This window comes from Clostridium akagii DSM 12554, from assembly GCF_000686725.1.
GTDB lineage: Bacteria > Bacillota > Clostridia > Clostridiales > Clostridiaceae > Clostridium_I > Clostridium_I akagii.
In genome coordinates, this window is record NZ_KK366007.1 from 314,089 (window position 1) to 337,770 (window position 23,682).

Annotated in this window: 23 protein-coding genes and 1 pseudogene; 17 read left to right on the plus strand and 7 right to left on the minus strand. The window is 31.4% G+C overall.

The annotated features are described in order from the left end of the window. The first annotated feature begins 13 nt into the window (after positions 1–13). The 14 genes from BR66_RS0117010 to BR66_RS0117080 all read left to right on the plus strand — a co-directional run bounded on the left by BR66_RS0117010 (position 14) and on the right by BR66_RS0117080 (position 16,213). Positions 14–856, plus strand: coding sequence for a D-amino acid aminotransferase (locus BR66_RS0117010; RefSeq protein WP_026883972.1), 843 nt, complete (start codon positions 14–16; stop codon positions 854–856). A 49-nt stretch (positions 857–905) separates the two neighbouring features. Further along, positions 906–2,018 (plus strand): DUF4392 domain-containing protein, encoded by a 1,113-nt coding sequence (locus BR66_RS0117015; protein ID WP_026883973.1) that lies wholly within the window; start codon positions 906–908, stop codon positions 2,016–2,018. Positions 2,019–2,075: 57 nt separating this feature from the next. Further along, positions 2,076–2,861, plus strand: a complete 786-nt coding sequence (locus BR66_RS0117020) for a putative hydro-lyase (protein WP_026883974.1) — start codon at positions 2,076–2,078, stop codon at positions 2,859–2,861. 67 nt (positions 2,862–2,928) lie between these two features. Continuing rightward, the gene (locus BR66_RS0117025) at positions 2,929–3,696 is read left to right on the plus strand and encodes a LamB/YcsF family protein (RefSeq protein WP_026883975.1); all 768 of its coding nucleotides are present in this window, start codon (positions 2,929–2,931) and stop codon (positions 3,694–3,696) included. A 149-nt stretch (positions 3,697–3,845) separates the two neighbouring features. Further along, positions 3,846–4,868: an alanine racemase gene (gene alr / locus BR66_RS0117035; RefSeq protein ID WP_026883976.1), complete on the plus strand. Its 1,023-nt coding sequence runs from the start codon at positions 3,846–3,848 to the stop codon at positions 4,866–4,868. Positions 4,869–4,916: 48 nt separating this feature from the next. Continuing rightward, positions 4,917–5,621 (plus strand): 5-oxoprolinase subunit PxpB, encoded by a 705-nt coding sequence (gene pxpB / locus BR66_RS0117040; RefSeq protein WP_026883977.1) that lies wholly within the window; start codon positions 4,917–4,919, stop codon positions 5,619–5,621. Continuing rightward, positions 5,621–6,622 carry a 5-oxoprolinase subunit C family protein gene (locus tag BR66_RS0117045; protein ID WP_026883978.1) on the plus strand — a complete coding sequence of 334 codons (1,002 nt, stop codon included), beginning with the start codon at positions 5,621–5,623 and terminating at the stop codon, positions 6,620–6,622. Before pxpB ends, BR66_RS0117045 begins: the two co-directional genes overlap by 1 nt. A 97-nt stretch (positions 6,623–6,719) precedes the next feature. After that, positions 6,720–8,072, plus strand: a complete 1,353-nt coding sequence (locus BR66_RS0117050; RefSeq protein ID WP_026883979.1) for an NAD(P)/FAD-dependent oxidoreductase — start codon at positions 6,720–6,722, stop codon at positions 8,070–8,072. 20 nt (positions 8,073–8,092) lie between these two features. After that, positions 8,093–10,684 (plus strand): RyR domain-containing protein, encoded by a 2,592-nt coding sequence (locus BR66_RS0117055; protein ID WP_026883980.1) that lies wholly within the window; start codon positions 8,093–8,095, stop codon positions 10,682–10,684. 238 nt (positions 10,685–10,922) lie between these two features. Then, positions 10,923–11,252: an ArsR/SmtB family transcription factor gene (locus BR66_RS0117060; protein WP_026883981.1), complete on the plus strand. Its 330-nt coding sequence runs from the start codon at positions 10,923–10,925 to the stop codon at positions 11,250–11,252. Between the two features lie 35 nt (positions 11,253–11,287). Beyond that, positions 11,288–11,662, plus strand: a complete 375-nt coding sequence (gene arsD, locus BR66_RS0117065; protein ID WP_026883982.1) for an arsenite efflux transporter metallochaperone ArsD — start codon at positions 11,288–11,290, stop codon at positions 11,660–11,662. Continuing rightward, entirely contained in the window at positions 11,662–13,413 is a 1,752-nt protein-coding gene (gene arsA / locus BR66_RS0117070; protein WP_026883983.1) for an arsenical pump-driving ATPase, read from the plus strand. Before arsD ends, arsA begins: the two co-directional genes overlap by 1 nt. A 26-nt stretch (positions 13,414–13,439) precedes the next feature. Next, complete coding sequence (gene arsB, locus BR66_RS0117075) at positions 13,440–14,492, plus strand: ACR3 family arsenite efflux transporter (protein ID WP_026883984.1); 1,053 nt, start codon at positions 13,440–13,442, stop codon at positions 14,490–14,492. Positions 14,493–14,560: 68 nt separating this feature from the next. Then, positions 14,561–16,213 (plus strand): FAD-dependent oxidoreductase, encoded by a 1,653-nt coding sequence (locus BR66_RS0117080; RefSeq protein ID WP_026883985.1) that lies wholly within the window; start codon positions 14,561–14,563, stop codon positions 16,211–16,213. Between the two features lie 5 nt (positions 16,214–16,218). Here the strand turns inward: BR66_RS0117080 and BR66_RS0117085 are convergent, their stop codons facing one another. Further along, the gene (locus BR66_RS0117085) at positions 16,219–17,985 is read right to left on the minus strand and encodes a GGDEF domain-containing protein (RefSeq protein ID WP_035796489.1); all 1,767 of its coding nucleotides are present in this window, start codon (positions 17,983–17,985) and stop codon (positions 16,219–16,221) included. 225 nt (positions 17,986–18,210) lie between these two features. On the opposite strand from BR66_RS0117085, the gene BR66_RS0117090 reads away from it, so the two are divergent. The 3 genes and pseudogenes from BR66_RS0117090 to BR66_RS24170 form a co-directional block, all read left to right on the plus strand. Continuing rightward, on the plus strand, positions 18,211–18,957 hold the full coding sequence (locus BR66_RS0117090; RefSeq protein ID WP_026883987.1) for a DeoR/GlpR family DNA-binding transcription regulator: 747 nt from the start codon (positions 18,211–18,213) through the stop codon (positions 18,955–18,957). A 44-nt stretch (positions 18,958–19,001) separates the two neighbouring features. Beyond that, positions 19,002–20,060 carry a Gfo/Idh/MocA family oxidoreductase gene (locus BR66_RS0117095; RefSeq protein ID WP_026883988.1) on the plus strand — a complete coding sequence of 353 codons (1,059 nt, stop codon included), beginning with the start codon at positions 19,002–19,004 and terminating at the stop codon, positions 20,058–20,060. 61 nt (positions 20,061–20,121) lie between these two features. After that, positions 20,122–20,472, plus strand: a pseudogene (locus BR66_RS24170) (ribose-5-phosphate isomerase A); the annotation flags it as partial. Positions 20,473–20,498: 26 nt separating this feature from the next. On the opposite strand, the gene BR66_RS0117105 reads toward BR66_RS24170, so the two are convergent. The 6 genes from BR66_RS0117105 to sigY are packed head-to-tail and all read right to left on the minus strand — an operon-like array spanning position 20,499 to position 23,649. After that, complete coding sequence (locus BR66_RS0117105) at positions 20,499–21,257, minus strand: ABC transporter permease (RefSeq protein ID WP_156946318.1); 759 nt, start codon at positions 21,255–21,257, stop codon at positions 20,499–20,501. Further along, entirely contained in the window at positions 21,254–22,180 is a 927-nt protein-coding gene (locus BR66_RS0117110; RefSeq protein WP_051624285.1) for an ABC transporter ATP-binding protein, read from the minus strand. The genes BR66_RS0117105 and BR66_RS0117110 overlap by 4 nt, the downstream gene beginning before the upstream one ends. Before the next feature lie 17 nt (positions 22,181–22,197). Then, positions 22,198–22,473, minus strand: a complete 276-nt coding sequence (locus tag BR66_RS26715; RefSeq protein ID WP_341350072.1) for a PLDc N-terminal domain-containing protein — start codon at positions 22,471–22,473, stop codon at positions 22,198–22,200. 46 nt (positions 22,474–22,519) lie between these two features. After that, positions 22,520–22,723: a hypothetical protein gene (locus BR66_RS0117120; RefSeq protein ID WP_026883992.1), complete on the minus strand. Its 204-nt coding sequence runs from the start codon at positions 22,721–22,723 to the stop codon at positions 22,520–22,522. Beyond that, entirely contained in the window at positions 22,716–23,120 is a 405-nt protein-coding gene (locus BR66_RS0117125; RefSeq protein WP_026883993.1) for a hypothetical protein, read from the minus strand. Before BR66_RS0117125 ends, BR66_RS0117120 begins: the two co-directional genes overlap by 8 nt. Next, positions 23,113–23,649 carry an RNA polymerase sigma factor SigY gene (gene sigY / locus BR66_RS0117130; RefSeq protein WP_026883994.1) on the minus strand — a complete coding sequence of 179 codons (537 nt, stop codon included), beginning with the start codon at positions 23,647–23,649 and terminating at the stop codon, positions 23,113–23,115. Before sigY ends, BR66_RS0117125 begins: the two co-directional genes overlap by 8 nt. Positions 23,650–23,682 lie beyond the last annotated feature (33 nt).

Below are 23,682 nucleotides of genomic sequence, written 5' to 3' on the forward strand. Positions count from 1 at the left end.
GAGGAAAAGTTAAATGGAAAATTTGGGATATTACAATGGAGAGTACGATTTGATAAACAATATGAAAATACCAATGAATGATCGTGTATGTTATTTTGGTGATGGAGTTTATGATGCTACTTATAGTAGAAATCATATTATATTTGCATTAGATGAACATATAGATAGATTTTTTAACAGCGCAGGGTTATTAAAAATCAAGATTCCATGTACAAAGGCTGAGTTAAAAGAATTGCTAAAGGAAATGGTCCAAAAGGTTGACTCAGGGGATCAATTTGTATATTGGCAGGTTACAAGAGGAACAGGTATGCGTAATCATGCTTTCCCATCAGAAGATATAAAGGCAAATATATGGATTATATTAAAGCCATTAAAGATAAAGGATATGTCACAAAAATTAAAATTGATTACTTTAGAGGATACAAGATTTCTTCATTGTAATATAAAAACTTTGAATTTATTACCAAGTGTCATGGCAGCACAAAAGACTGAAGAGATGGGTTGTCAAGAAGCAGTTTTCCATAGAGGTGATAGAGTAACTGAATGCGCTCATAGCAATGTATCCATTATAAAAGATGGAATTTTCAAAACAGCACCAGCGGATAATCTGATTTTACCAGGTATAGCAAGAGCACATATTATAAAAATGTGTAAAAAATTTGAGATTCCGGTGAATGAAACGGCTTTTAATTTAAAAGAATTAATGGAGGCAGATGAAGTTATAGTTACAAGTTCAGGACAATTTTGTATGGCTACATCTGAAATAGATGGTAAACAAGTAGGTGGAAAAGCAACTGAGATTGTTAAAAAATTGCAAGAGGCCTTACTGAATGAATTTTTAGAAGAGACAAATTAAATAGTATAAATTGTTATTTGGGCAGTATTAGTAATGAGGAGGAAAGCTTATGAATCAAGAAGAATTAACAATTTTAAATATAGGGGAAAATTTAGATAATTTAATGAATTTGGACCCAAGAGGCTATGGAGTTTGTAGAATTTTATATAGTGCGGCAAGAGACTACACTAAAGAACCTTTAACAATGAATAGTGCTAAAAAATTAATAAGCACATTAAAAGAAGGAGATTTAGTTTATATAATGACAGGCTTTGTGCTACTTCCATTTAAAAAAGCAGAAATGGACGGAATTGTAAGCACAATGCTTTTAGCAAGAGCATTAGTAAAGGGCTTTAATGTGAAACCTGTGATAATATGTCCTGAGGAAAATATTATAGCAATAAAAAATTTAGCCTATGTAGTTGGACTTCATTTCCAGGATAGTATAAAAAGTTTAAAAGAGTATCCTTTATCTTTAGCAGCTATAACATTTACAAAAGACATAAGATGGGCGAGTAAACAAGCGGATGAACTAATTGCAGAAGAACTTCCAAGTGCAGTTATAAGTATAGAATGCCCAGGAGCTAATTCTCTTGGCGTTTATCATAATGCTGTTGGACTAGATGTAAGTGAACTTGAGGCGAAACAGGATGTTTTATTTAGTAAATTAAAAGAAAAAGGTGTTTTAAATATAGCCATAGGGGATCTTGGAAATGAACTTGGTATGGGAACTATAAATGAACATTTGGAAGCATATGTTCCATACGCAGCTAAAGGGAGTTGCTGCTGCGGCTGTGATGGAGGAATACTTGCAAATGTAAAGGCTGATAATATTATAACCGCAACTGTTTCAGACTGGGGATGTTATGGACTTATAGCAGCATTATCTTATTTGAAAAAAGATTTAAATATAATGCATACAAAAGAAATGGAAGAAGAAGTTATAATTACAGCATCTAGAAGTGGCATGATAGATATGTATGGGGATTTGATTCCAGCCATAGACGGATGTAGCTTATCAATGAATAGCTCAATAGTTAATTTGATGAGGGAATGTATAGCGTCGGCTCTTAAACTGGAAACAACCTGTGCAACCTGGTTTGAAAAAGTAATTGAACTTGGGTTTTATGAAAATCAAGAAGTTAAAAATAATGAACTACAAGAATTAAAAAGGATAATTTAAACTGCTGATATGACTATGCAGCAGAGAATAGAGTAGGAAATATAGGGGTGATAAAATATGGACTATTCAAAGATGAGGCCTTATGCTGCTCGTAAACTAATACGTGAAGAGAGGATTACAACTCCAACAGCAGGAATGTGTCCTGGGTATGCACAAGCTAATCTAGTGATTTTACCTAGGGAATTAGCTTATGACTTTTTATTATTTACTCAAAGGAATCCTAAATCCTGCCCAGTGCTTGAAGTTAGTGATGTTGGAGATAAAAAACTCAAATATTTAGGTGAAGATATTGATATAACTAAAGATATACCTAAATATAGAGTTTATGAAGATGGAGTTTTAACTGGGGAATATACTAATATTGAAAATTTATGGAGGGATGACTTTGTAAGTTTTTTAATTGGATGTAGTTTTTCTTTTGAATCAGAGCTTATTCAGGCTGATATTCCCATAAGACACATTGAGGAAAATTGTAATGTGCCTATGTTTATTACTAATATTGATTGTACTCCAGCCGGAATATTTAATGGGAAAATGGTTGTGAGCATGAGGCCTATTGCCTATGACAATATAGTTAAATCAGTTTTAATAAGTGGAGAAATGCCTAAGGTACATGGCGCACCAATTCATATAGGAGATCCAGCAATTATTGGAATTACAGATATAAATAAACCTGACTTTGGAGATCGTGTTACTATAAAAAACAATGAAATTCCTGTATTTTGGCCTTGTGGAGTTACACCACAAGCAGTTGTTATGAATGTTAAGCCTAAAATAGTTATTACTCATTCTCCAGGGCATATGCTAATAACAGATGTAAAAAATATAGATTTAAAGTATTAGGCATTGGAAAAATAACAAGGAAGTATGTCAGTCTATTTTGCGTCATACTTCCCCTAAAGGAGATATTATGCACAAGGTAGATTTGAATTGTGATTTAGGCGAAAGTTTTGGGAGTTATAAAATCGGGTCAGATGAAAAAGTGATTCCATACATTTCTTCTGCAAATATTGCTTGTGGTTTTCATGCTTCCGATCCAGTAGTTATGGATAATACAGTTAAATTAGCAAAACAATATAATGTTTCTGTTGGAGCACATCCGGGCCTTGCGGATTTAGTTGGATTTGGAAGAAGAAAAATGGACATTTCAGCTAAAGAGGCTAAAGTCATTGTTCAATATCAAATAGGGGCGTTAAACTCTTTTTGCTTAGCTCATGGAATAAAAATGAATCATGTAAAACTCCATGGAGCACTTTATAATATGGCAGCAAAAGATTTGAATTTAGCATTAGCTATTTGCGAAGGAATATATGAAGTTGATCCAAATTTAATTTTACTTGGATTATCCGGAAGTAAAATGATTGAGGCTGCAATATGCACTAGGTTAAAAGTAGCCAGTGAAGTTTTTGCAGATAGAGCTTATAATGATGATGGAACTTTAGTGGCGAGAACTAAATATGGTGCAGTTATTACAGATGAAGAAATGGCAATTAAAAGAGTAATTAGGATGGTAAGTGAAAATAAAGTTAGGACTATAAATGGAATCGACATAGCAATTAAAGCGGATTCCATATGTGTACATGGAGATGGAATAAAAGCATTGGAATTTGTAAAAACAATAAGTAAGGCCTTAGAAAAAGAAAATATAAAAATAACATCATTAGAGAAAATAGTATAAAAACATATAATTATAGAACCATAGAGAAAAGGAAAGAAGGCTAATTTAGTATATGGAAAAATATTTAAGAACCTATGTAAAAATAAATCTAGAAGCTATAGCACACAATATAAATGGAGTAAAAAAAAATTGGTAGTCAAGTAAAAGTTATGGCAGTAATAAAGGCTGATGGATATGGACATGGAGCTTCTGCTATTGGAAATTTTCTAAAAGATAAAGTAGATTATTTTGGAGTAGCAACACTGGAGGAAGCTATAGAACTTCGTGAAAATGGAATAGATACACCAATACTTATTCTAGGATATACTTCACCAAAACAATATTTAGGTTTAGCGGAGTATGATATTACTCAGACTATATATAATCTAGAGATGGCTGAAAACATATCAAAATGTGCAATGAAATGCAAAAGGAAAATAAAAGTCCATATTGCATTAGAAACAGGAATGAATAGAATTGGGTTTAAAGTTAGCCCAAAAAGTGTTGTGGATATTAAAAAGATTATGTATATGGATAACATAATTCTGGAAGGTATATTCACTCATTTCTCTTGTGCAGACGAAAGGGATAAAACCTACACTAAAATGCAAAAGGCAAGGTATGATGAATTTTTAACTATGCTGGAAAATAATAAAATAGACATTCCAATTAAACACGTTTGTAATAGTGCAGGAATTATGGAGTTTAATGATCATCATTATGATATGGTTAGAAGTGGAATAATCACCTATGGGTTATATCCATCAGATGAAGTAAATAAAAATTCTATAAAATTAAAACCAGCATTAGAATGGAAATCTCATATAATTAATATTTCAGAAGTTCATGAAGGAACAGGTATAAGTTACGGAAAAACATATATTACAAAATCAAACACTAAGATTGCAACTGTTTCTGTAGGTTATGCAGATGGATACATGCGGGGACTTTCTTCAAAAGGAAAAGTCTTGATTCATGGACAATATGCTCCTATAGTAGGACGGATTTGTATGGATCAAATGATGGTAGATGTTACTGGCATTGATGATGTGAAAATTGAAGATTCAGTAACTTTAATTGGGCAGGATGGTGATAACATTATTACTGTGGAAGAATTAGCAAAGATAGCTGGAAGCTTTAATTATGAGTTTGTTTGCGGAATAGGTAAAAGAGTAAAAAGAGTTTATGAGTAAAGCTAATAATTATTGATTATAAGAAAGATTTTGGGGCGGGTGATAAATATGGGGACGAATAACTTTAGCATTTTGCAGATAAATGAGACGTCAGCTCTAATTCAGTTTGGGAACAAGATAGACAAAAATATTAATAAAAAAATAAGAATATTTTGCGCGTATCTTGATGAAAATGCATTTTGGGGTCTTATAGAATATATACCATATTTCTTAGGCGTTTCCGTGATTTATAATCCTTTAAAAATAAAAAGTGATGAACCGTTTATAACAGTAAAGTTAAAATTAGAAGAGATATTATCAAAGCTTGATTTTTCTTGTAATTATGAGGAACATATAGTTGAAATACCAGTTTGTTATGGGGATGAATTTGGACCAGATATAAAGCACGTGGCAGAAGTAAATAATCTTACTGTAGAAGAAGTTATAAAAATCCATTCTCAAGGAGAATATTTAGTTTATATGATTGGTTTTGCACCAGGATTTCCTTATTTAGGGGGATTGTCTGAAAAAATATATACACCAAGGCGTGAGTCTCCAAGAATAGCAATACCAGAAGGTTCTGTTGGAATTGCAGGAACTCAGACAGGAGTTTATCCAATAGAAACTCCTGGAGGGTGGCAAATAATCGGTAAAACCCCTTTGAAATTATTTGATTTAAATAGCAAGGATAAAACTCTTTTAAAATGTGGTGATATAGCAAAATTTTATCCTATTTCTCAGGATGAATATTTGAATTTAAAGGAGAAGATATGATGAGTATAACTGTATTAACTCCGGGTATTTTAACAACAATTCAGGATACTGGAAGGTATGGATATCAAAAATATGGAGTCATTGTTAGCGGCGCTATGGATACTTATGCATTGAGATTATCGAATATTATGCTAGGGAATAATGAAAATGAAGGCGTGCTTGAAATTACTTTAATTGGACCTTCATTAAGTATAAAAAAAGGGAATTTGATAGCCATAACTGGGGCCAATCTTTCACCAACAATTAATGGTAAAAAAGTGCCTATGGGAAGACCTATTTATTTAAATGAAGATATTGTATTAAAGTTTGGAAAATGTATAAGTGGTTGCAGATCTTATTTGTCAGTGGCTGGAGGTTTCGATATCCCGATTTTTATGGGTAGCAAAAGCACATATTTAAGAGCAAAGATTGGAGGGAAAGATGGAAGAGCTCTGAAAAAAGATGATAGACTTGAACTGGGAGACAAAAGTCAGCTTTCATTAAGTATAATAAGCAAACTAAAAGAATTTAGTAAAGAAGAAAGTTTTTCAGCCGCAAAGTGGTATATGAAAAATATTATGCTGCCTAGTTCTGATGTTACAGTGATTAGAGTATTTGAAGACAGTCAATTTAAATATGTAAATGAAGGGAGCATTAATGAATTTTTTAGTGCCACCTTTAATATAGATGCTAAATCAGATAGAATGGGATACAGATTGAACGGACCTAAAATTGAGTTTAAGGAAAATATTGAGATGATATCTGGCGAGGTAGCATTTGGAACTATTCAAATTCCACCAGATGGAAATCCAATAATTCTTCTAGCTGATAGAGGCACATCGGGAGGTTACCCTAAAATAGCTCACGTAGCTTCTTTTGATATTCAAAAGTTAGTTCAACTTAAGCCCTATGATAAAGTTCAATTTAAGAAAATCACACTAAAGGAAGCGGAAATGCTATATTTGAGCAGAGAAAAAGATATAGAAAAACTGAAAAGATCTGTGAAGTTAATAAGTATATAAGATATTCTTTGCATATATGAACCGTATTGGAAAAATCCAGTACGGCGTTTTGTATTAAATTAATAGATTGAAAATATGTTCCATGAAAGGATTATATATGTATGATATAACTATAGTTGGTTCAGGATTTAGTGGGATTTTTCTTGCATATACTTTGTTACAGTCAGAATCTAAATTGAAAATATTGATTATAGAAAAAGGAAAGAAATTTATAGATAGGATATGTCCAATAGAAACTGGTATGAGTGAAAAATGTGTTCATTGCACAATATGTAATAAGGCTCAAGGTTTTGGCGGTATGGGTAGGTCGGAGGGTAAGTTTAATTATACTAATGATTTTGGTGGTAAACTAGGTGAAAAAATAGGAAATGAAAATGTAATAGATATAATGGAGGAAATAGATAAAATACTATGTTTATTTGGTGGCGATAAAGTTAAATTGTATAGTACATCAAATGAAGAACTTAATAGACGTGCAAAAGAAAGTAATTGTAGTATACTAAGTACAAAGGTAAGGCATTTAGGAACTACTTTGTCTTATGAAATTATAAGTAAAATGTATTTATATCTTAAAAGTAAGATTAATATTCAATTTGACGCAGATATAATTTCTATAAATAAAAATAATTGTGTATTTAATTTGAATAGTAAAGAGAAGGTCTTTTATTCCAAGGTAGTTGTATTAGCTACTGGTATAAGCGGAGGAGACAAATTTCTGGATTATTGTAAGTATTTTAATATTGAGCCTTGTAGAAGAAGGATTGACTTAGGGGTAAGGGTTGAGATGAATGAGTATGAGCTAGAAACTATTCTTAAAAAGTCCTTTGAAACTAAGATTAGTTGGAAGGATAATGAAATTGAAGCTACAACTTATTGCATGAATCCTAAAGGTAAAGTTATAAAAAAGTACCAAGAAGGACTTGTAATGGCAGATGGTCAGAATTGCCTTGAAACAGATAATCCAAGTTGTAATTTCAATTTTTCTATTCTTATACCTAAATATTTTTATAATTGTAACCAAGCAAAGGAATACGCTACAAGCATAATAAAATCTATAAATAAAGGAAAGGGTAGGATAATAATTCAAAGGTTTGAGGATTTAATAAAAAATAGAGTAACTACAAAAGAACAACTTATTAAAAACAGCATTCATCCCACTCTTGAAAGTGAAGGTGGGAATTTATATAATGAAATTCCAAGGATTTATATAAATGGTGCATTAAAAATTATTGAAACAATTGAAAAATTAACAGATAAAAAAATTTGCAAAGATACTTTGTTATATGGAATTGATGCGAAATTTTACGAACCTGAAATTACTACTAACGAACATTTTGAGACTAAAGAGGAAGGACTTTATGTTCTAGGAGATTGCTCTGGAACAACATATTCTTTAGCTCAGGCTGCAGCTAGTGGGGTATATCTTGGTAGGTATTTTTTAAAAAAATAAGTGTAGAAGGAGGTTTTATAATGGACAACAAAAAAATTAAAATTGTGGTATCAGGGGATATATGTATGAACTTATTAATATGGAGAACATACCCTCAAAGTAACAATGATTTAAATTGGAAACATTATCCTAATGTACATAGTACTTACAAAACTGGTGAAGCATTATTATTATCAGAGCTTGTTGCATTAGGTACAGGAGCAACAATACTTTCTCCACAAATACAAGGTATTGAGGTCTTTTTACCAAAAGGGCTTCTTAGTTCAACTTCAGAATTGGGACTGTTTCCTAAAGGCAAGACGGCAAATGGAAATAGAGTATACAGGGAAAAGAGTTTTCTTGGATTTACAGGACCGTCATCTGGCAAACCATTGCTACTTCCTATAATAAATGATGATGAAAATGCTGATATGATTATATTAGATGATGAAGATAATGGGTTTAATTCAAGTGAAGATTTTTGGCCATTAGCTTTAAAGTCACATGAAAAAAATCCTATAATTATATATAAAATGAGCAACCCCAATAATTCAAATAACCTTTTGAATAAATTAGAGGAGTCTTATGCTGACAATACAATAGTGGTTATTAATGGAGATAATTTACGTTCTAAAGGAGTGAATATAAGTAAAAGCCTTTCTTGGGAAAGAACAGCTTTAGACTTTATTTGGCAGATGAACAATAATCCTAATATTAATTTTCTTAGTAAATGTCATCATGTTGTAGTTCACTTTGGGCTTGAAGGCGCCATTTATTATAAAAATGAAGGAGATATCGCTGAATCTCAACTATTTTTTCTTACATCTGAATTTGAAGGAGACTTCATGCAGGCGAGTCAAGGGCAAATGTATGGGCTCACTGACTGCTTCGTTGCTGGTGTTGCACGTGGCATTATTTCGGGAATCCATAGTAAAGAGCAGCTTAGTAAATCTGTTGGGGAAGGTATTAGAGAGGGAATTGTATTAGCACAAAAGTATTTTACAAATGGGTTTGGTGAAAATATTCAGGAAAATATTTTTCCAGCACCTTCCATATTTATTGAAGGTGAAAAAGATTTTATTTATAAAGAGAACATACAAGATGTGCCTATACGTAATTCTAATAATCCGGATTGTCAGTCTTGTTGGTACATTATAAAAGATAATAGCTCTATTAATTTAGCTGAAATAGCATATAACATTGTTATATATGGAGAAAAAAGTGCACTAAAGTTTATACCCATAGCACAATTTGGCAACTTGAAAACTGTTGATAGAGCAGAAATAGAAGCATATAGAAGCATTAAAAACCTTATGTGCGAGTATATTTCTGGTGAAAATATTGTTCGTCCACTTTCAATTGCTGTATTTGGAACTCCAGGATCGGGGAAATCATTTGGTGTAACTGAAGTTGCGTCCAGTATAGCACCAAATTTAATTGAAAAATTGGATTTCAACTTATCCGAATTTCAAACTCAATCAGACTTAATTGTTGCATTCCATAAAGTAAGAGATATTTCGTTAAAGGGAAAACTACCATTAGTATTTTTTGATGAATTTGATTCAACTTTGCAAGGGAGAAAATTGGGATGGTTAAAATATTTTTTAGCACCAATGCAGGATGGAGTATTTAGGTCTGGAGATGCTGTACATCCTATTGGAAAAGCTATTTTTGTATTTGCTGGAGGCACAAGTACTACATTTAAAGGATTTTGTGGAGAAAATCTTAAGGATGAAATAGAACAAAAACAATTTTTGGATGAATTTCAAAGCACAAAAGGACCAGACTTTGTCAGCCGTCTAAGAGGTTATGTAAATATTTTAGGACCAAATCAAACGGATGAAGATTGGGACCAACTATTTATAGTTCGTAGAGCAATGCTTCTAAGATCACTGTTAGAGCGTAAAACACCACACCTTATAAATAAAAAAGGGGAAGTTCAGATAGATAACGGTGTATTAAGGGCATTACTAAAAGTTCCTAGATATAAACATGAATCAAGATCTATGGAAGCAATAATAGAAATGAGTATGATAAATAATGCGAAAAAATGGGAACAATATCAATTGCCTTCTAAAGAACAGCTTAAGCTACATGTAGATGAAGAACAATTTTTACGTCATTTAATGTATGATGCATTTTTTAGTGAGAAAATTGATATAATTGCCATGACTCTTCATTATAATCATATGATCCTTAATGAAGACTGCCATAAATCAAATCCTAGTTCAGTGAAGTCCTGGGAAGAACTCAGCGAAGAAATGAAAGATTCTACTAGAGATCAAGTTAGGCATATACCTAGTGCATTACAAAAGGTTAATTTTGAGCTTATTTCAGTTAAAGAAAAACCAGAAGCAATAACTTTTACAGAAAAAGAAGTAAGAATTTTAGCTGAATACGAGCATAAACGTTGGTCGCTTGAAAAAAAAGAGGCTAGATGGGAATATGGAGATATATTTGATGAGGAGAAAAAAACTCACCCTTTACTTGTAACTTGGGATAATTTACCTAGTGACAGTAAAAATAATATAATTGAAAATGTTAAGTCTTGGCCTGAAATATTAGCAAATTCTTACTTTAACATAGAAAGGCTAAAATATTTGTGCTATTGTGAGACTCATCTTTTAGTGTGAAATATTGAGATGGAAATGAAATACAAATATGGTGGCTGTCTCAAATTATACTGAGACAGCCACCATATTTGTTCATATTAATATATTGAACACAAGTATGATACTAAAAGTAGTAACTATATAGATGAAGAGAAATATAATAATATTATACTAGTGAATCAATAAACGATTTTATTGACAATACATAGATGGTAATCTATACTATACATAGATATACATCTATATAAGAGGTGATTAAATGAATGACAGTTATGAAAGCAATGCCAAATTATTTAAAATTTTGTCAGATCATAACAGACTAAAAATAATTGATATGCTTTCTTGTGGAGAAAAATGTGCTTGTGATATATTAGAAGATTTTAAATTTACTCAACCAACATTATCACACCATATGAAGGTACTAATGGATTCGGGGCTTGTAAAATGTAGAAAAGATGGACTTTGGAGTTATTACTCATTAGATAATACAAATGCTAATAAATTGGTTTTATGTTTGATGAATCTGGTTACGGATACAGAGGATTGTATTTGTAAGGATAAAGAAAAAGAAAAATGTGAAAATAAATAAGGTATAAAAAAATAGAAACATAAGGAGTGCTTTTTATGAAAAAAATGGTTATTTTTGAACCTGCAATGTGTTGCTCAACTGGAATATGTGGACCTGGCGTGGATCTGAATTTATTAAGGGTATCAAATGTTATTAACATATTAAACAATAAAGAGATAGTTGTAACAAGATATAATCTATCAAGTGACCCTCAAGCTTTTGTGGATAATAAGGTGATTAATGAAATGCTTAATAGTGATGGGGTGGATTTTTTACCTGCAACTATTGTAGATGGTAAAGTGGCTAAGACAAAGGAATATCCTACAAATGATGAATTTTGTAAACTACTAGATATTCCAGAGGGTAGTCTTAAGACTAAAATGAAGATAAAAAAACCTAATAGCACTGGATGTAAAGGTGGGTGCTGTTAATGACCCGAAATTTTAATCCTATAGAGATAAAACTTACCAAGTATTTATTTTTCACAGGTAAAGGTGGAGTTGGCAAGACTTCTGCAGCGTGTGCTACTGCAATAACTTTAGCAGACCAAGGGAAAAAGATTATGCTTGTAAGTACAGATCCGGCATCTAATTTACAGGATGTGTTTAATACAAAACTTACTAATAAGGCGACTCAAATAGAAGGGGAACCCAACTTATTTGTAGCTAATTTTGAGCCAGAAGCCGCCGCACTAGAGTATAAGAAAAGTGTTGTGGCACCATACAGAGGTAAGCTTCCTGATGCTGTTATTAAGAATATGGAGGAACAGCTTAGTGGGTCGTGTACAGTTGAAATTGCTGCTTTTAATGAGTTTTCAGGTTTTATCACTGATGAAAAAACAAAGGAAGAGTTTGACTATATAATTTTTGATACAGCACCTACTGGGCATACACTAAGAATGCTTGAACTTCCATCTGCCTGGAGTAATTTTATAAGTGAAAGCACTCATGGGGCGTCTTGCCTTGGCCAACTAGCAGGCCTTGAAGGCAAAAGGGAAGTTTATAATAAGGCAGTAAAAACTTTAGGTGATAAAGATAAAACAACTTTGATTCTTGTTACCAGGCCGCAATTTGCGTCTTTAGAAGAAACGGAGAGAGCATCAAAGGAGTTAAGGGATATCGGCATAAATAATCAAATACTTATTATAAATGGAGTACTTAACAATTTTGATGATAAATTATCAAATGATATTTTTAATAAACAGCAAATGTCACTAAAGGATATACCACAAGGTATAAAAAAATTGCATACTTATGAAATACCTTTAAGACCATATAATGTAACAGGTCTTGAAAATCTAAGAGCTCTTCTTATAAGAGGTGATATTAAAAAAAATAATGGAGAAAAATTGAATATAGAGGAGATCCCAAAGTTACAGTCCATTGTAGATGACATATATGCTTCTAGCAAAAAGGTTATATTTACTATGGGTAAAGGTGGGGTTGGAAAGACAACTGTTGCGGCAACAATTGCACTAGGTCTTGCCAAGAAAGGAAAGAAGGTTCATCTTACTACAACCGATCCTGCAGGACATTTAAAATTTATTATAGATGAGAGCTTTGGCATTACTTTAAGCAATATAGATGAAAAGAGAGAATTGGCGAAATATAAAGAGGAAGTTTTAAGTAAAGCACGAGAAACTATGAGTGAGGAAGACCTTGAATATATAAAGGAAGACCTTAGAAGCCCATGTACTCAAGAAATTGCGGTATTTAGAGCTTTTGCAGAAATAGTGGCAAAATCTGAGAATGAAATAGTAGTTATAGATACAGCTCCAACAGGACATACGCTTTTACTTTTAGAATCCACAGAAAACTATAATAAGGAAATTAAGCGTTCAGAAGGGGATATTCCTGAGTCCGTTAAAAAGCTTCTTCCTACGCTTAAAAACCCAGAGGAAACTGAAGTTATAATTGTAACCTTAGCTGAAACAACACCTGTTTACGAAGCTATGAGGCTTGAGAAAGATCTTAAGCGTGCTGGCATTAGTAGTAAATGGTGGGTTATTAATTCAAGTTTATATGCAACCAATACTACAAATGAAATTCTTAGTGCTAAAGCAGAAAATGAAGTGGCTTGGATTAATAAGGTTAAAGCCATTTCTAAAGGTAATTTTGCACTGATTGAATGGAAAACAGAAGAAGTAAAAGGAAAAAATTTGTTGAATTTATTAAGTAAATAAAAGAATGAATTATAAGGGGGAGTTAGATGAAAAAAAGTAGATTATCTTTTCTAGATAGGTTTTTGACATTATGGATTTTTATTGCAATGGCATTTGGAGTAAGTCTAGGATATTTATTCCCTAGTTTTTCAAAATGGTTATCTAGCATTTCAATAGGAACTACATCTGTGCCAATAGCGATAGGATTAATTGTAATGATGTATCCACCGCTTGCAAAGGTTAATTATAAGGAGCTTTACAAGGTTTTTCAAAGTCCTAAAGTTTTATCTTTATCTCTGGTACAAAACTGGATTGTGGGACCTATTTTGATGTTTGCTTTAGCTGCTATTTTTTTAAGAAATACTCCAGGGCTTATGGTTGGATTAATACTTATTGGTCTTGCTAGATGCATTGCAATGGTTATTGTGTGGAATAGTCTTGCTGATGGAGACAACGATTATGCAGCGGCATTAGTTGCGTTTAATTCAATATTCCAAGTAGTATTTTATTCAGTTTTTGCCTATATATTTATAACAGTCTTGCCCAAAGCTATAGGGCTTAAAGGTATGGCAATTAACGTATCCATGGGAGAAGTTGCATTATCAGTAGTAATTTATCTTGGGATTCCTTTTCTAGGTGGTATGCTTACTAGATTATTATTAGAGCCTAAAATGGGAAAAGAATGGTACACTAAAAAATTTATTCCTAAGATAAGTCCACTGGCACTTATAGCATTATTATTTACTATAGTAGTTATGTTCACATTTAAGGGAAAATACATTATTGAACTACCAATGGATGTAGTAAGAATAGCAATACCATTAATCATATACTTTGTAATAATGTTTTCAGCTTCATTTTTTATGAGTTATAAAGCTGGCATTGATTATCATAAAACTGTAAGCTTATCATTTACTGCAGCAAGCAACAACTTTGAACTTGCAATAGCAGTAGCAGTAGCAGTTTTTGGTATAAATTCACAAGAAGCATTTACTGCTGTTATAGGACCACTTATAGAAGTGCCTGTAATGATAGGACTTGTCAATGTAGCTTTGTGGTGGGGAAAAAAATATTTTGGATATAATAAAGAAATTAATTAAGAATACAAAGGTATGCTAGAAAAGATTCATGTAATATATTATGTTTATAAAACTAAGGAGGAAAAGTTATGAAAATAGTGATTATAGGTGCTGTGGCAGGTGGAACATCAGCTGCTGCAAAAGCAAGAAGAAACGACGAAGAGGCAGAAATAATTATTTTTGATAAAGATAAGGATATATCCTACTCAGGCTGTGGATTGCCATATTATATTGGGAACAAAGTAAAGGATAGGGGCGAACTTGTTCCAAGAGATGCCAATTTTTTTAAGAAAAAATATAATGTGGATGTTTTTACTCAGCATGAAGTTTTAAGCATAGACGCTAGCGGAAAAAAATTAACTGTGAAAAATTTAAATACTGAAGAAGTTTTTGTAGAAGAGTTTGATAAACTTGTAGTTTCAACTGGTGCTAGATCTGTAATACCTAATATACCTGGCGTAGATAAGAATAATGTTTTTTATTTGCGAAATGTTCAAAGTGCGGATAGAATAAAAAACTTTATAAATGAAAACAATCCTAAGAAAGTAGTTATTGTTGGTTCTGGTTTCATTGGACTTGAAATGACAGAAAACCTAAAAGAATTAGGAATTGATGTTACTGTGGTTGAACTTGCACCTCAAGTTATGCCACCACTTGATAAAGATATGGCTACATATATTGAAAGATACTTAATAAAAAAAACAGTTAATCTAATATTAGGTGACAGTGTAGCCTCAATTGAAGGTGAAGTTGAAAATACAAAGTTGGTATTAAGTAGTGGCAATATTATAGAAGCGGATTTTGTGATTATGGCTGTAGGAATTAAACCTAATGCAATGATTGCTAAAAAAGCTGGGATTGAACTTGGAGAAAGTGGAGCAATAAAGGTTAATATAAAAATGCAGACGAATTATGATTATATATATGCTTGTGGGGACTGTGCGGAGAGTTATTCACTTATAACAGGTCAGGATATCTATAGACCACTTGGCTCAACTGCTAACAAAACAGGTAGAATAGTAGGGGATTCAATAACAGGTGGAGCTCTAGAGTTTAGAGGAATTCTTGGAACTGGAATTTTCAAGGTATTTGATTTGGCAGTAGCGTATACAGGTTTAAGCGAAAAAGAGGCTATAAAAGAAGGGTATGAAGTTGTTGTTTGCCATAATATAAAGCCAGATAAGGCAATTTATTATGGGGGGGAAGAGCTGACAATTAAGGCAGTAGCGGATAAAAACACAAGTAAACTATTAGGTGTACAAATTGTTGGCACAAATGGTGTTGATAAAAGAATTGATGTTTTTGCAACCGCAATAACCTTTGGTGCTAAGGTAGAGGATCTATTTCATCTTGATCTTGCATATGCTCCACCTTTTTCTACAACTAAGGATCCAGTTATGTATACAGGAATGATACTTGACAATGCAATTAATAAAAGAAGAGAACTTATAACTCCAGAAGAATTAAAAGCTAGGATAAAAAAAGGGGAAAAGATTAAAATAATAGATGCAAGGGTATCTGGGCAATACGAGGCAGGTCACGTTGAGGAATCAGAAAATATTCCCCAAGATAAAATACGTGGAATTTTAGATGGTTTAGATAAGGATGAAATTACAGTTACTTATTGCAATAAAGGAGTAACAGGAAATGCGGTACAAAATATATTGATAAATAACAAATTTAAAAAGGTTTATAATTTATCTGGTGGATTTAAAAACTACAAAAATGGATCACCTAAATAAATTTATCAAAGTGAAGTTATCTTAAAGTTATTGCCACCATTTTTCTTAACATCTTTTTTAATACCACTAATGGTTTTAGCTACTTCCTCAGGGGAGTTAAAGTTTTTTAAATTACCATAAAGTCCTGCAATAGACACTGAGGTCAAGTTGAATACATCTTTGTTACCTTTTCTGTCTATGGACTCTATATAACCATTTGTTTTGTCTTCTTCATTAAAAAATTCTAAAACTTCTTTATTAAAATCTCCTATGAGTTCACTGCAAAAAACTTCACATTTTCCATAGGAGGTTTCTATCATACACACAAAATCATCTCCACCTATATGACCAACAAAACTGTTGAATGGAAATTGACTTTTAACTTTATTCTGAATTAAAGTTGCTGAATATTTTAAAATTTTATCACCATTTTCGAAACCATAGTTATCATTATAAACTTTGAAATTATCTAAATCTAAGTATAATAAACATACTTCATAGTTATAGTCTATAATAGAAGAAATAGTATTTTGAATTATTGAATTTCCTGGTAATCCTGTTAATGGATTTAGTTCTTTGGCATAGTTTCTTTCAAGCATTGTTGTATGCTGAAGTAAATTTTTTATTGTTACCACACCATAATATTTTGAGTCTTTAGTTACAATAACATAATCGTATATTTTTTCATTTTCTCTCTCCATAGCCAATTTAGAAACTTCACTAACTGATGTATAGAAATCCACAATTAAAGGCGAAATATCCATTACATGAGAAACAGGCCTTTTAGAAAAAACAGCAATTCCATATTGAGTAGCTAGTACTGAATCTAAACAATGTTTCATAACTAGACCAACAGGATGCTCTTGCTCAACAATACAAACACCAGTAATGTTTTTTCCGTGAAAAAAGTTTTTTAGGTCCTTACTCAAGGTAGAGGACGGAAAAGCAATATCATTAATGGTAATTGCACCAATATGATTTTGAAAATGACTATTATTTTCTTCAGCAGACCTATTTAGTTTCAATAATAAACATTTTACTTCATCTGGTATGGCAAGAAATGTACCGGCAGGCCTTAGAAGAAAAAAACCCTGTCCGGCATATACGCCAAGACCAACAAGGGTGCTTAACTCATCCTCTGTCTCTATTCCCTCTGCAATAAGTTTCATATTAGTTGTATTTGAAAGTGATACGAAGGTTTTTATTATGGCTTGCTTAAAAGTGTCCTTATCAATATTTCTAATTAGATCAATATCAATCTTTATATAGTGTGGTTTTATTTCTGCTAAAGTCTTTAGTCCTGAATAACCAGCACCAGTATCATCTATAGCAATTTTATAACCTTGATTCACATAATTATCTAGTACAATTTTAAAGCTGTTATAGTCCTCTATTGCAGTTTTTTCAGTAATTTCAAATATAATAGAATCAGGAGACATATTATGGCTAGCAAGAAACTCTTTAGTAAATCCTTTTTTGAATTTCTCATCCTTAAATATCTGAGGGTCAACGTTGAGAAAAAGATATTTATCTTTGCTAAGCATACTAGATTTTTCAATAGCTTTAGTTCTACATAGAGATTCTAATTCCCAGCTTTTATTATAGTCTGCAGCTGCTTTAAAAAGCTTATCCGGTTGATGCAGAGGGGAACCTAATGGTCCACGGCTAAGTGCTTCATATCCTATAACTTCTCCAGTTTTCAAATTTACAATCGGTTGAAAAACAGTAGTAATTTCTTTATTATCAATTATTTTAGTTAATTCTATATGTGTTTTTATAATTGCACCTCGAATAAATGTTTTTAAGTTCTATATAATTTTATATCATTATAGTGTGATATTAATATTAAGTTTTGTTAAGAATAGGTTAAGAATAAAAAACATATTAAAACAAAAATCAACCATACAATATAGTTTCATATGAAACTTAAATTGACTTAAAATGAAATTAATAGTATAGTAAAGCTATATTAGACGTTTAAATATTTAGTATTAATAAAAGAAAAAGGTGATTTAGTTTTGAATGAAAGACGAAATGAAATATTTGATATTGTATCAAAAAAACCTACAGTAACAGTTAAGGAGTTATCTAAAATTCTTGTTGTTTCTGAGGTTACCATAAGAAAAGATTTAAGTTTACTAGAAAACCAAGGATTATTGAGACGGACTCATGGAGGTGCCATGCAAATAGCTTCAAATTCTATAGAAAAAAGAATTCATTACAGATACGATGAAAAACTTAAAATAGTAAAAGAAGCAGTAAAGCTTATAGAGGATGGTGAAAATGTATTAATTGAGGCAGGATCTACTAATGCAATTTTAGCAAAAGAACTAGCAAATAAAAAAGGAATTCATATAATAACCAATTCTTTGTATATCTCACAAATGTTTACGGACAACAAAAATGTGAAAATATCCATTCTTGGAGGGGATATACAACAGGAATCACAAACTATTGTTGGACCGCTAGCAAAACTTTGTTTAAGTAGGATTGCAGTTAATAAGGCGTTTATTGGCATGGATGGTTTTTCTGAAAAATTAGGTTTTACTTGTGGGGATTTTCTTAGAGCCGAAGTTGGTAAAGAAATGTGTTATAGAGCTGAAAAAGTTATTGTTTTAGCTGAGTCATCAAAGTTTGATAATGTAGGTTTTACATCAATTGTGGAACTAGCCAAAGTTAGTTTAGTAATTACGGATAAGCAAATAAATAAAGAAAAATTGAGAATCTTAGAGGAAAATAATATAAAAGTAACGGTGGCAAACTAAGCAAGGTGTTAATTAAAAAATAAATGTATTAGGAGTTGAATTTAATGAAAATAATAAATATTGGATTAATAGGGTATGGCGCAGCAGGGCAGATATTTCATGAACCTATAATAACAAGTGTACCAGGTTTGAATTTAAGCAAAATTTATGAGACTAATGATTTAAATTTAAAAATACTTAAAACAAAGTATCCTCAAGATAAAATAACTTCCAATATAGAAGATATTTTTTCTGATAAAAGTATAGAGGTTGTAGTTCTTGCAGTTCCAAATACAGCTCATTATGTACTAGCTAAAAAGGCTTTGGAAAGTGGTAAAAATGTAGTGGTAGAAAAACCTTTTACAGTTACCTCAGAAGAAGCAGACAAGTTAATAAAACTAGCAGGTGAGAAAAATAAAATATTAACTGTGCATCATAATAGAAGATGGGATAGCGATCTTAGAACAATAAGGAAAATTGTTAAAGAAAATTTGCTTGGAGATCTAGCAGAGTATGAAGCTCATTATGATAGGTTCAGAAATTATATAAAAGAAAATTCATGGAGAGAAAATGATGTACCTGGTTCAGGTATTTTATATGACCTAGGCGCTCATCTTATTGATCAAGCACAGTGCTTATTTGGTGTTCCAGATGAGATTTTTGCTGATTTACAAATACAAAGAAGTGGAGGAAAAACTGTAGATAATTTTGAAATTATACTGCACTATCCTAAAGTTAAGGTTACATTAAAAGCAGGGATGCTGGTAAGAGAAGCTGGACCTCACTTTAGTTTGTATGGTAAAAATGGATCATTCATAAAATATGGTATGGATGTTCAAGAAGAGGCCCTTAAAAAAGGAATAATACCTAAGGATACTGAAAACTGGGGAGTAGAACCAGAAAATTTATGGGGAAAGATAAACACCGAAGTTAATGGTGCACATTTTATTGGTAAGATAGAAAGTGAAGCTGGAGATTATAGAGAGTTTTATAAAAATGTATATAAAGCTATTTTGGGTGAGGAAGAAATAGAAGTAAAAGCATATCAGGCTAGAAATACAATAAAGATAATTGAATTAGCCCAGATGAGTAATAAAGAAAAGAAATGGGTGAAATTTGAATAAGAAATTTGGAGTGGAGGAAGATAAAATTGACTAGTGATGAGCTAAAGAAGCTCTAAAATATATAAAAAACAATACTATAATAGGATTAGGTGGTGGGAGTACCATATCTTACCTAATTGATTATATAAAAGAAAATCAAGATCTTTCGGTGAAAATAGTTACACCTTCTGTTAAAACAAAAATGCTTTGCATAAAAAAAGGATTAGAAGTTCTTCATACATCTTTTGTGGATAGAATAGAGGTTGCTTTTGATGGCTGTGATGAGGTGGATGAAACCCTAAATGCTATGAAAAGTGGTGGAGGTATACATACAAAGGAAAAACTCACAGCGTCCATGGATGATGAGTATGTGCTCCTTGTGGATGATACTAAGTTTGTAAAAAAATTAACAAATGTTGTTACTAAGGTTTTGGTGTCTAGTGAAAGTGGAGTAATTTGTCATATTACATCCACATGATTCATTCTATATATTGTTGCTATTAGAAAAATAATAGTGAGGAAAATAGTAAAAAGAACAGTTGATGTGGTACCTTTAAATGTTAATGATGAACTGTCACTTACAAGTTTGTAAGGCAGAAAATCTTTGATATGAGGTACCTTTATTACTGCAGCACTGGCATATCCAATAACTAGAGTTAATATTCCTGCAGGTAAACTTTTTTTCATAATGCTACTAAAAAATAAAACGAGAGATATATTAAAAATATAATATAAGCTAATTAGTAGTGAAACAGTAATCAGGTTTGTAGTGGAAACGTCTGAACTTTTAAATAAAACACTTGCATAGTAATGATTAATAAAAATACCAGCAGTGGTTAGTATGGTAACAGGTATTGAATAATTCAAAAATTTACTGATTACTATGAACATTGGTGATGCACCCTTGGAGCACGGAAAAACCAGCTTTTGAAGAGTAAGTTCCTCCGCAATACTAGTGCAAACCGTAAAAACGATAAACATAATACTTATTTGAAATAAACTAGAAATAAAACTCTGCAAACAGGATTTTATAGTCATGAAACTGTCAGAATTAATGCTTATTTCTGGTTGCGATTTTATTAACAGTGGAGTAAGTTTTAGCATAATAGGTCCTGAAATAGCAAATATAATTATACCTAAAGCAATAATTAAATATTTGTATTGACGGAGAGATTCTAATATTTCCTTCCTTATATAGCAGTTAAAGGTGTTCATCACTTTATCACCATCCTCATAAATATGTCTTCAAGATTAGATTTTCTAATATTATAGGATAAAACTGTATTATTAGTGGATAATATAAGTTTTAAAAGTTGTTTTTTGCCTTCAACTATATCTTTTACATAGATTGAAAGCTTGTTTTGGTTTACTTTGATATTTTCAATCAAAGGATGATCCATTAGAACTTCTTTAAGCGAAGTAACATCACCATCTACCTCTATATCAAAAATAGGCTGTATATATTTCTTTTCCAGTTCCTTAAGATTTGAGGAGACAAGTATTTTGCCTTGATCTAAAATGCTTACTTCACTGCAAACCCGTTCTATATCATTTAATATGTGTGATGATAAAAATACTGTTATTCCTTCTACCCTTAGGTTTTCTATTAGTTCTAAAACCTCCATTCTTCCCTCAGGATCAAGAGAAGCAGTAGGTTCATCTAAAAATAGTATTTTAGGATGATTAAATAGAGCTGTGGCGAGGCCAAAACGTTGCTTCATCCCGCCAGAATAACCAGAAAGTCTCCGCCTAGCAGCATCACTTTTAAGATCAACCTTTTCAAGAACTTCATCAGTTCTTACAGATATTTCTTTAGGTGACATTCCACTTAAATTACCTATGAATTTTAAATATTCATATCCAGTCATAAACCCATAAAATACTGGCGTTTGAGGAAGATAGCCTATAGTTTTTAATATTTGTCTTTTGTTAGTACTAAAATCTTTGCCGTCTATAGATATATTTCCAGAGTTACAGTTTATTAATCCTGTAAGTATATTCATAGTAGTAGTTTTCCCAGCTCCATTTTTACCAAGAAAACCATATATGGAGCCACTAGGAACCTTGAAGCTAATATCTTTTAACACTTCAAAGGTTCCATATTTTTTTGTTAAATTTTTAATCTTTAGCAAAACTATCACTCCTTTTTAAGAAAAATTTAGTCTCTTTTTCTGCCTATAATTAGGTAAGCTAATGGACCGATAGTGCTAATTAATAATATTATTACTAACCATATATACTTTGGAAAAAATTTAACCTTATCATTATAAAGTTTAAAAAAACAGAATATCTTTAGACCAAATTCTAATATAATGAGAGGTAAAAACATTTTTATAATTTCAATTATAGTCATGCCACTTAGCATAGTTATCATTCCTTTCTGTATAATTTTTGGATTATACAAATATAACGATATACTCATCAAAAAGTTCATTGGGAATAAAAAAAATCTTTTCAGGAATAGAAAAGATCTTTTTTATTTATTTTTTCTTATATTTATCAATAATTATTCTTGTTACTATTAAATATATAATTAAATTACTAGGAATGTTTAATAACCCAAAGAAGCCCCAAAGCCAATAATATTTTTCGCCTCTTTTTTTTGCATCGGTGTATATCCAAAAGCCTTGAGCCAAAGCAAAGGGTATTGCTATGGCTAAAGCAATAAGTAGTGGTTTATTCATTTTCATTCCTCCTCAGTGCGTGTTTTGAAAGTGGTATTAATGACCAAGGCATAATGAAAATAAGGAAAAGCTGAAAATATATTAAAAATTTTATGCCAAATTTAATAAAAATAATACTAAGTAAGGATAATATTAAAATTGAACTCATTAAAAAAAATATATTTTCTTTAATGGAATTCCTTTTAGTTTGGATTTGCACAGCTGTTTGTATTATGTTTAAAGTATCTATATCAAAATTAAAATCAACGCTATTAGCTAAATCCATTTTTTCTAAAGTAGAATCAATCTTATTTTCAAATTTAGATTCATCATTTGATTTATTTAAAAGGTTTATATCATAGTCTTCGTTATAGTGTTTATCAATAAGTGCATTTATAAGCTTTTCTTTTTCATTCATGTACAATACCCCTTCTTTCTAGCTCAAGGATTATATACTTAACACTATAATGTAACCTAGAACGCACAGTTCCTACAGGACATTTAAGTGTTTTAGCAATATCCTCATAGCTATAATAGTAGAAATGTTTTAGTATAAACACAGCTCTTTTTTCATAGCTAAGGCCTTGGATAACCTGAAGAATCTCATGGTGTTCAAGCTTTGAAATTGTGTTTTCCTCAGGACTATATAATGTAGAAACCATATTTTCATCAAGCTGAGTAAGACGTTTATTTTTTCTTAAGGTATCCCTATATTGATTTGTTGCTATGGTTATTAGCCAAGTAGAAAATTTAGCTTTTGGTGAAAACTTTTTAATATTTAATACTGCTTTTAGCATAGTTTCTTGTAAAATGTCTTGAGATAACGTAGGGTCGCAAGTCATTTTAATAATATAACCCTTTAGAAAATTATAGTTTTCAGTAAGTAGTGTATTTAAAGCGGATTTATTTCCAAGCTTTGCTTTTTCAATTAAAATCAGTTCATCCAATTATGCACCTTCTTTATCGGTAATATAACGTTT

Bases quoted from the DNA above. Each gene is read 5' to 3' on its own strand.
- BR66_RS0117010 (WP_026883972.1), top strand. From the start codon at position 14: ATGGAAAATTTGGGATATTACAATGGAGAGTACGATTTGATAAACAAT.
- BR66_RS0117015 (WP_026883973.1), top strand. From the start codon at position 906: ATGAATCAAGAAGAATTAACAATTTTAAATATAGGGGAAAATTTAGAT.
- BR66_RS0117020 (WP_026883974.1), top strand. From the start codon at position 2,076: ATGGACTATTCAAAGATGAGGCCTTATGCTGCTCGTAAACTAATACGT.
- BR66_RS0117025 (WP_026883975.1), top strand. From the start codon at position 2,929: ATGCACAAGGTAGATTTGAATTGTGATTTAGGCGAAAGTTTTGGGAGT.
- alr (WP_026883976.1), top strand. From the start codon at position 3,846: ATGGCAGTAATAAAGGCTGATGGATATGGACATGGAGCTTCTGCTATT.
- pxpB (WP_026883977.1), top strand. From the start codon at position 4,917: ATGGGGACGAATAACTTTAGCATTTTGCAGATAAATGAGACGTCAGCT.
- BR66_RS0117045 (WP_026883978.1), top strand. From the start codon at position 5,621: ATGAGTATAACTGTATTAACTCCGGGTATTTTAACAACAATTCAGGAT.
- BR66_RS0117050 (WP_026883979.1), top strand. From the start codon at position 6,720: ATGTATGATATAACTATAGTTGGTTCAGGATTTAGTGGGATTTTTCTT.
- BR66_RS0117055 (WP_026883980.1), top strand. From the start codon at position 8,093: ATGGACAACAAAAAAATTAAAATTGTGGTATCAGGGGATATATGTATG.
- BR66_RS0117060 (WP_026883981.1), top strand. From the start codon at position 10,923: ATGAATGACAGTTATGAAAGCAATGCCAAATTATTTAAAATTTTGTCA.
- arsD (WP_026883982.1), top strand. From the start codon at position 11,288: ATGAAAAAAATGGTTATTTTTGAACCTGCAATGTGTTGCTCAACTGGA.
- arsA (WP_026883983.1), top strand. From the start codon at position 11,662: ATGACCCGAAATTTTAATCCTATAGAGATAAAACTTACCAAGTATTTA.
- arsB (WP_026883984.1), top strand. From the start codon at position 13,440: ATGAAAAAAAGTAGATTATCTTTTCTAGATAGGTTTTTGACATTATGG.
- BR66_RS0117080 (WP_026883985.1), top strand. From the start codon at position 14,561: ATGAAAATAGTGATTATAGGTGCTGTGGCAGGTGGAACATCAGCTGCT.
- BR66_RS0117095 (WP_026883988.1), top strand. From the start codon at position 19,002: ATGAAAATAATAAATATTGGATTAATAGGGTATGGCGCAGCAGGGCAG.
- BR66_RS26715 (WP_341350072.1), bottom strand. From the start codon at position 22,473: ATGAACTTTTTGATGAGTATATCGTTATATTTGTATAATCCAAAAATT.
- BR66_RS0117120 (WP_026883992.1), bottom strand. From the start codon at position 22,723: ATGAATAAACCACTACTTATTGCTTTAGCCATAGCAATACCCTTTGCT.
- BR66_RS0117125 (WP_026883993.1), bottom strand. From the start codon at position 23,120: ATGAATGAAAAAGAAAAGCTTATAAATGCACTTATTGATAAACACTAT.